We start from the raw sequence: 5,961 nt of genomic DNA, 5'->3' as shown, positions 1-5,961 counted from the left end.
CCCGCGACGCAGTGAAGGTGGCCGTGATGCGTTCCTTCAGTGCCATGCGACGTTCTTCGGTGGCCGAGTCTGGCCTGTTCCTCCAGTGGTAGTAGCCGGACTTGGAAACACCAATCCGCGCACACATACGTATGATGGGGTAGTTCGCCTTCTCGTCATCGATGAACTCAAACTTGGAGATTATCGATATTCCTGAGCGAAGAAGGCCGCAGCTTTTCCCAGAAACTCGGTACGCATCTGAAGTTCCGCGACTTCTTTTTTCAACTCACGGAGTTGGGTGCGTTCGCTGATCGATAGTGGTGGTTCCTCACCCGCGTGTTCCTCTCGGTAGAGGGTTACCCACCTGCCGAGTGTGCCTTCTTGTACGTCGATCTCACGAGCGACCTGAGCCGTCGGACGTGACTGCTCGATCACCATGCGTACGGCCTCGGCTTTGAACTCAGGCGAAAACTTCCGCCGACGTTGAGCCATCCAGGTCTCCGATCCAGTTACCCGACCTTAGCCGGGACGACTGTCCAGGAACCCCAGGGCAGGCCAGGTTCGGGTTGTCAGGCCAGATCTTGGCGTCGGTTGGCCTCACGCGCGGGTGTTGGTGCTGAGCGGGCTAGGAACTCGGTGATCACATCGGCGATCATCGTGGCACCGCGGGTGTTCTGGTGGATGGTGTCGGTGGTGAGGCTCAAGCCGCGGCGGGCCGAGATGTCGTCGAGGGTGCGGCGCAACACGAAGTGCTGGATCGACGCGCGTGAGGACAGTCCCAGACCCGCACGATAGTGGGTGCGGGGCTGCTGTTGTCGGGTGCGGAGATAGTCGACCTGGCGCTCGTGCAAGGGCAGGTAGTAGACGTTGTTCGCGGTGGCGATCTCGCGCACGGTGGCGCTGTACTCGGTCGCGCGCCGCAGCGGGGTGGAGTCGAGGTCCTCGCCGATGACGGGCAACGAGAGCAGACCGATGCGAGCGTCGGTCTGTTGTTGGAGTTCCCGAACGATGGCGGTGAGGTCTTCTCGGAACCGCTCGGCGGTCGGTGGGGCGGGCGGTCGTTTGAGCAGGGTGACCAGCCGGCGGTTGCTTTCGCCGAGGGTGGCGTTCGCGTCGTTGGTGCCGACGAGCACGCAGACGACGTCGGGCCGGTGGACAACGACGTCGTCGAGTCGGCGGTGGATCGAATACGCGAGGTCGTAGTTCACGCCTGCGTTGAGAAATGTGGTGGGCATGGCGTGCCGGCGTTTCCGCAACAGGTCGACGTAGTCCATGCTGACCTGGCCGCGCGTGATGCTGTCGCCGATGCAGACGACCTTCAGAGGTCGCTTCGAGTTGTTCATTTGCTGCCTTCCTGGGGTCAGTTGGCGATCGATACGGCCGTGTGGATGGATCCCGGATCGGCTAGGCAGCGCAGGATGCCGTCGGCCAGGTCAGCGCGGGACACCCGGATGCCGCCGCGCACGTTGCGGTCGGCTGCGGTCCGGTAGGACCCGGTCCGTGGCCCATTGGTCAACATGGGCGGGCGCGTGATCGTCCAGTCCAATTCACTGTCTCGCACGACGTCTTCCATTCGCCGCATGTCGGCCCAGGGGTGCCTGAGCAGCCTGCGCAGGATCGGCTTGGCGACCAGTCGGCTCACCGGCCCGTCACCGTCGGTGAACATGCCGCTGTTGCTCACCACGATCAGCCGGCGGGTGCCGTTGTGCCGCATCGCGGTGACGATGCTGGCCGTGCTGTCGGTCTGCACGGTGGAGGGTGTGCGACCCTCGCGCGGCCCGATCGCCGTGACCACGGCATGCCGGCCTGCGATGAGCGATCCGATCGCGTCCGGGTCCATGACGTTCGCCGTGACCACCGTCAGATGCTGGCCATTGCCGGTCAGGCGCGCGGGATCGCGAACCACCGCCGTGACCTCGTAGCCAGCAGCGCACGCCAGGTCGAGCACCTGCCTGCCGGTACCCCCGGTCGCACCGAAAAGCGTGATCTTCATGATCCCCCTCTGGTTGGTGAGTGCTCACTAACTACTATAGTGGGTGAGCACTCACTGACTTGTCAACCGGAGGTCTCGATGAGCACGCGTGACCGGATGCTCGACGCGGCAGCGCACGTGATGCGCACCCGTGGTCTCGCCCGCGCGACCACGAAGGAGATCGCCAAAGCAGCCGGGTTCTCGGAAGCGGCGCTGTACAAGCACTTCCGCGACAAGACCGACCTGTTCCTGGCCGTACTGAGCGAACGCACACCAAACGCGCTCGCCGCTCTGCTCGGCGGGCTACAACACCGGGTCGGGCAGGGCGCGGTACGGCAGACCCTGGAAGTAGTCGCGCGAGCGGCAATCGACTTCTACTGCCACACCTTCCCGATGGCCGCGTCGCTGTTTTCCGAGCCACAACTGCTCGCCGCGCACCGCACGGCACTACGCGAGCGCAACGCCGGACCCCAGCACGTCAACAGCGCGTTGGCTGGCTACCTCGCCGCAGAACAGGATCTCGGTCGTATCCGGCCGGGAGTCGACCCGGAAACCGCCGCCGCGCTCCTGCTCGGTGCCTGTCTCCAGCATGCCTTCCTGAGCCACTTCACGGACCAACAAGACGACAACGACTCCACGAGCCGCTTCGCGGCATCACTGGCCAACACCCTCACGGACGGTCTGATTTAGCTCTCAGCCGACGGCCGCTCACCCACCGAATAGTGGTCTCAAGCCCGTCGACCAGGATCATGGTGGTAACAGATGCACGCCACGCTGGTGGCAGCAGTCTCCAGCATCCCGCGAAACGCGCTCCCTTCGGCTTGAGTGGACGTTGGTGTCCGGCGGAGCGTGCGAGTACCTGTTCCAGTCCGGCCGCTTCGGCCAGCCGGGAGGCAGTGCTTGAGCGTGCCCTGCAGGTGGAAATGACCGATCATCTGGGTTATGACGCCGGTGACCCCGCCGGCCGTGGTACCGGCAATTCCAGGAACGGGACAACGACCAAGGCCGTGTCGACACGGAACGGGCCGATCGACCTGGAAGTGCCGCGGGACTGGAATGGCTCGTTTGAGCCGGCGATCGTCCCGAAACGTGCCCGGCGTATCGGCAACATCCAACCTCAGCGCAGCCATGCGGCGGATAACCACCATCAGGCATACGACCGGGCGGACGCCGATGTCTCCCTTCCCGGCACTCGTAGACACCTTCAGCCTGGTGCTCGACGAATGGCTTCCCGTTGCACAGTTGACTACATCGCCTCAGTTGGGCGTAGAACTGCTCGAGCACGAGAGGCGTGATCTTGCCAGTCGTCGAGCCCAGCGAGTCCGTTCTCACCTAAAGGTCATGCCCACCCCCACCATGCCACGCCGCGGATGCTTCTCTCGGCGTCCGCTTCGGGGAAGCGCCGTCGGTGGTGGAGTCGGGGCTCCACCACCGACGGGCGTGCAGTGAGGCCTGGCGACTGCTGTGTACATTTGTTCTTATCTAGGGTACGTTTGTACGTATGGATCGCATCGCCCCGTCGTCGAGTTCCTGTGGAAGGGATCGCACGGAGGACGGGCGTCAGGCTCCCGTCAAGGCGGGAACGGAGCGGCGTCCTCGTCGGCACGACCCGGACCGCAAGACGCGCATTCTCGACGCCGCCCTGGATGTCCTGGTGGAACACGGGGTGGCGGGTGCGACGCACAGGCACATCGCCGCCCACGTCGACGTGCCGCTCGGTTCCGTCACCTATCACTTTGCCAACTTGGCCGACCTCCAAGTGCAGGCGTTCGCCCGGTACGTCGAGCAGCAGACCTCGGTGTTCGAGAGCGTGTTCGACGAAGTCGAAACCCACGAGCAGTTCGTCGAGGTCCTCGTCGACTTCGTCCACGGAGGTCCCGCACGGCATCGCAGCGCGGTCCTCGGGTTCGAGTTCCACCTCGCGGCGCTCCGCAACCCCGAGCTACGCGCCCTGATGCACGATTGGACGAAGACCAGTCAGGAGGTTCTCGCCCGCTATATCGGCGCGGACGACGCCGTACGCATGGATGCCCTTCTTGAAGGGATGATCATGCATGCCCTGCTGGCGATCGAGCCGGAACCACGAGAAGTGACACGGGCCGTGATCGGCAGGACCGTCGATCCGTCCGGCTGGCCTGGAGCGTGACGCACGCCTTCGCGTCTCATCCGCCCCGGTCCACCGAATTCGGCGCGGATGAAGGAGACTTCCATGCCCCCTGACGACTCCGTGCTCGCCGTTACCGACGCCGAACTCGCCGAACTCCGCTCGAGGCTGCTCGGGACGCGGTGGCCGACGCCTTGGCCCACGAGCGGCTGGGACACCGGAACCGACTCCGGCGAGCTGCGGCGGCTCGTTGCCTACTGGGCGTCCGAATACGACTGGCGTGCCCAGGAAGCGGCCATTAACGCCCTCCCGAACCGCGTGGCCGACATCGGCGGAACACCGGTCCACTATCTCCGTTTCGACGGGGAACGACCCGGCTCCCTGCCGATTGTCCTGACCAACGGGTGGCCCAGCTCGTTCCTTGAACTGACCGGCCTCGCCGACCGGCTGGCCGCACCGTCGCAGTACGGAGGCGCCAGCGAGGACGCGTTCACCGTCATCGTCCCGTCGCTGCCCGGATTCGCCTTCTCGCCACAGCGCCCCTCACTGGCCGACCCGCTGCAGACGCACGAGCTCTGGCACCGCCTCATGCACGCCGAATTGGGTTTCACCCGTTACGGCGCTCACGGCGGCGACCTGGGTGCCGGTATCACCTCCCGGCTGGGTGAAGCCCATCCCGAAGCCGTGGTCGGCATTCACCTGATGGCGGTCGCGAACCCGGTGGCCTACGCCGAGTCCAGCGTGACCGCCCAGGAGCGTGCCTATCTCGATTCCATCGCGGAATGGTCCGCAGAGGAAGGCGGGTACCAGCACGAGCAAGCCACGCGCCCGCTCACACTGAGCTACGGCCTGGCCGACTCGCCGGCTGGATTGCTCGCCTGGACAATCGAGAAGTACCGCGCCTGGAGTGACTGCGGGGGCGACCTGTCCTCCCGCTTCAGTGACGATTTCCTCCTCACCCAGGCGTCTCTCTATTGGTTTACCAATACAATCTCGACATCGTTTCGGCCGTACTACGAATACGCCAGGCACCTGACCAGACGGGTCGAACAAGTGACCGTGCCGACGGCCGTTGCCCTATTCCCGGCGGACCTCACCCAGCCACCCCGCAGCTGGGCCGAGCGCACATACAACGTCACGAGGTACACGCCCATGCCCCGCGGCGGACACTTTGCCGCTCACGAGGAACCCGAACTGCTCGCACACGACCTCAGGGAGTTCTTCCGAGCCCATCGGCGAAGCCCGACGGCGGCGTCGTAGCCCGGAACCGCCGACAAGAATGGACGACTCCGCGTGAAGCCCGGAAATCGAGCCCGTGATCTACCCGGAAGTGCTGCGGTGTAACGACTAGCATTGCCGCAGGTGCCCGGACCCACCTTGGGCTTATCTGCTGGAGGCGAGGGCGAGGAGGGTGTCTACCGCGGTCTCGAGGGGACGGGTGCTCCGTTGGACCTGGGCGAGGAGGAGGCCTCCTTGGAGCACGGCGAGGAGGGTGACGGCGGATCTTGTCGATCCAGATGTCTGCTGCGTCCTTCAGTCGCGATTCGAGTGTGAGCGTTGCGCCTGACTTGCGACTTGCCTTGGCCTCGAGGGCGTCCCCTTCAGTCTCTCGGTCGCGGCGTCTTGGCTTGTGTCCTTGCGCTCGACCTGCGAGGTGTGCCCGTCGTATCCGCGGTACAGGGCGTAGGCGCGCCAGCGCTCAGGCTTGACGACCTTGCCGCTCTCGTTGACTACTGCTGGGACGAACGTGGCGTGGATCTCTCCCCACGTGCCCAGTTGCATAGGTGTACGTGCCATGGTGTGGCCCTCCCCGACCATCGCCGTCACTTAGTTCTGGCTAAGTTCTGGCTACGGTCAGTCTAGCGACCAGGGGAGGAGGTGCCACAAACCTCTGACCTGGCCTTAT

The 5,961-nt window shown here is 64.8% G+C and carries 6 protein-coding genes and 1 pseudogene; 4 read left to right on the top strand and 3 right to left on the bottom strand.

What is annotated here, in order from left to right; translation table 11 throughout:
• Positions 1-180: 180 nt before the first annotated feature.
• The 3 genes from JWQ81_RS34940 to JWQ81_RS34930 all read right to left on the bottom strand — a co-directional run bounded on the left by JWQ81_RS34940 (position 181) and on the right by JWQ81_RS34930 (position 1,972).
• Complete coding sequence (locus tag JWQ81_RS34940) at positions 181-471, bottom strand: transposase (RefSeq protein ID WP_297548285.1); 291 nt, start codon at positions 469-471, stop codon at positions 181-183.
• Between the two features lie 77 nt (positions 472-548).
• The gene (locus tag JWQ81_RS34935) at positions 549-1,322 is read right to left on the bottom strand and encodes a GDSL-type esterase/lipase family protein (protein WP_297548283.1); all 774 of its coding nucleotides are present in this window, start codon (positions 1,320-1,322) and stop codon (positions 549-551) included.
• A 17-nt stretch (positions 1,323-1,339) separates the two neighbouring features.
• A complete protein-coding gene (locus JWQ81_RS34930; protein ID WP_297548281.1) occupies positions 1,340-1,972 on the bottom strand; it encodes an NAD(P)-dependent oxidoreductase in 633 nt (210 codons plus the stop codon).
• Between the two features lie 78 nt (positions 1,973-2,050).
• On the opposite strand from JWQ81_RS34930, the gene JWQ81_RS34925 reads away from it, so the two are divergent.
• The 4 genes and pseudogenes from JWQ81_RS34925 (at position 2,051) to JWQ81_RS34910 (ending at position 5,315) form a co-directional block, all read left to right on the top strand.
• Entirely contained in the window at positions 2,051-2,641 is a 591-nt protein-coding gene (locus JWQ81_RS34925; protein ID WP_297548279.1) for a TetR/AcrR family transcriptional regulator, read from the top strand.
• Positions 2,642-2,841: 200 nt separating this feature from the next.
• Positions 2,842-3,063 (top strand): annotated as a pseudogene (locus JWQ81_RS34920) (transposase); the annotation flags it as partial.
• Between the two features lie 389 nt (positions 3,064-3,452).
• Positions 3,453-4,097: a TetR family transcriptional regulator gene (locus tag JWQ81_RS34915; protein ID WP_297548277.1), complete on the top strand. Its 645-nt coding sequence runs from the start codon at positions 3,453-3,455 to the stop codon at positions 4,095-4,097.
• 63 nt (positions 4,098-4,160) lie between these two features.
• A complete protein-coding gene (locus JWQ81_RS34910; protein WP_297548275.1) occupies positions 4,161-5,315 on the top strand; it encodes an epoxide hydrolase family protein in 1,155 nt (384 codons plus the stop codon).
• Positions 5,316-5,961: the final 646 nt, after the last annotated feature.

It is taken from the genome of Amycolatopsis sp. (assembly GCF_025464955.1).
In the GTDB taxonomy this organism is placed as follows: Bacteria; Actinomycetota; Actinomycetes; order Mycobacteriales; family Pseudonocardiaceae; genus Amycolatopsis.
The sequence above is the reverse complement of the archived record's forward strand: the minus strand, read 5'-3'. Positions and strand labels throughout refer to the sequence as shown.

Excerpts from the sequence above, each read along its gene's own strand:
- JWQ81_RS34915 (WP_297548277.1), top strand. The coding sequence starts at position 3,453 with ATGGATCGCATCGCCCCGTCGTCGAGTTCCTGTGGAAGGGATCGCACG.
- JWQ81_RS34910 (WP_297548275.1), top strand. The coding sequence starts at position 4,161 with ATGCCCCCTGACGACTCCGTGCTCGCCGTTACCGACGCCGAACTCGCC.
- JWQ81_RS34930 (WP_297548281.1), bottom strand. The coding sequence starts at position 1,972 with ATGAAGATCACGCTTTTCGGTGCGACCGGGGGTACCGGCAGGCAGGTG.
- JWQ81_RS34935 (WP_297548283.1), bottom strand. The coding sequence starts at position 1,322 with ATGAACAACTCGAAGCGACCTCTGAAGGTCGTCTGCATCGGCGACAGC.
- JWQ81_RS34925 (WP_297548279.1), top strand. The coding sequence starts at position 2,051 with ATGAGCACGCGTGACCGGATGCTCGACGCGGCAGCGCACGTGATGCGC.
- JWQ81_RS34940 (WP_297548285.1), bottom strand. The coding sequence starts at position 471 with ATGGCTCAACGTCGGCGGAAGTTTTCGCCTGAGTTCAAAGCCGAGGCC.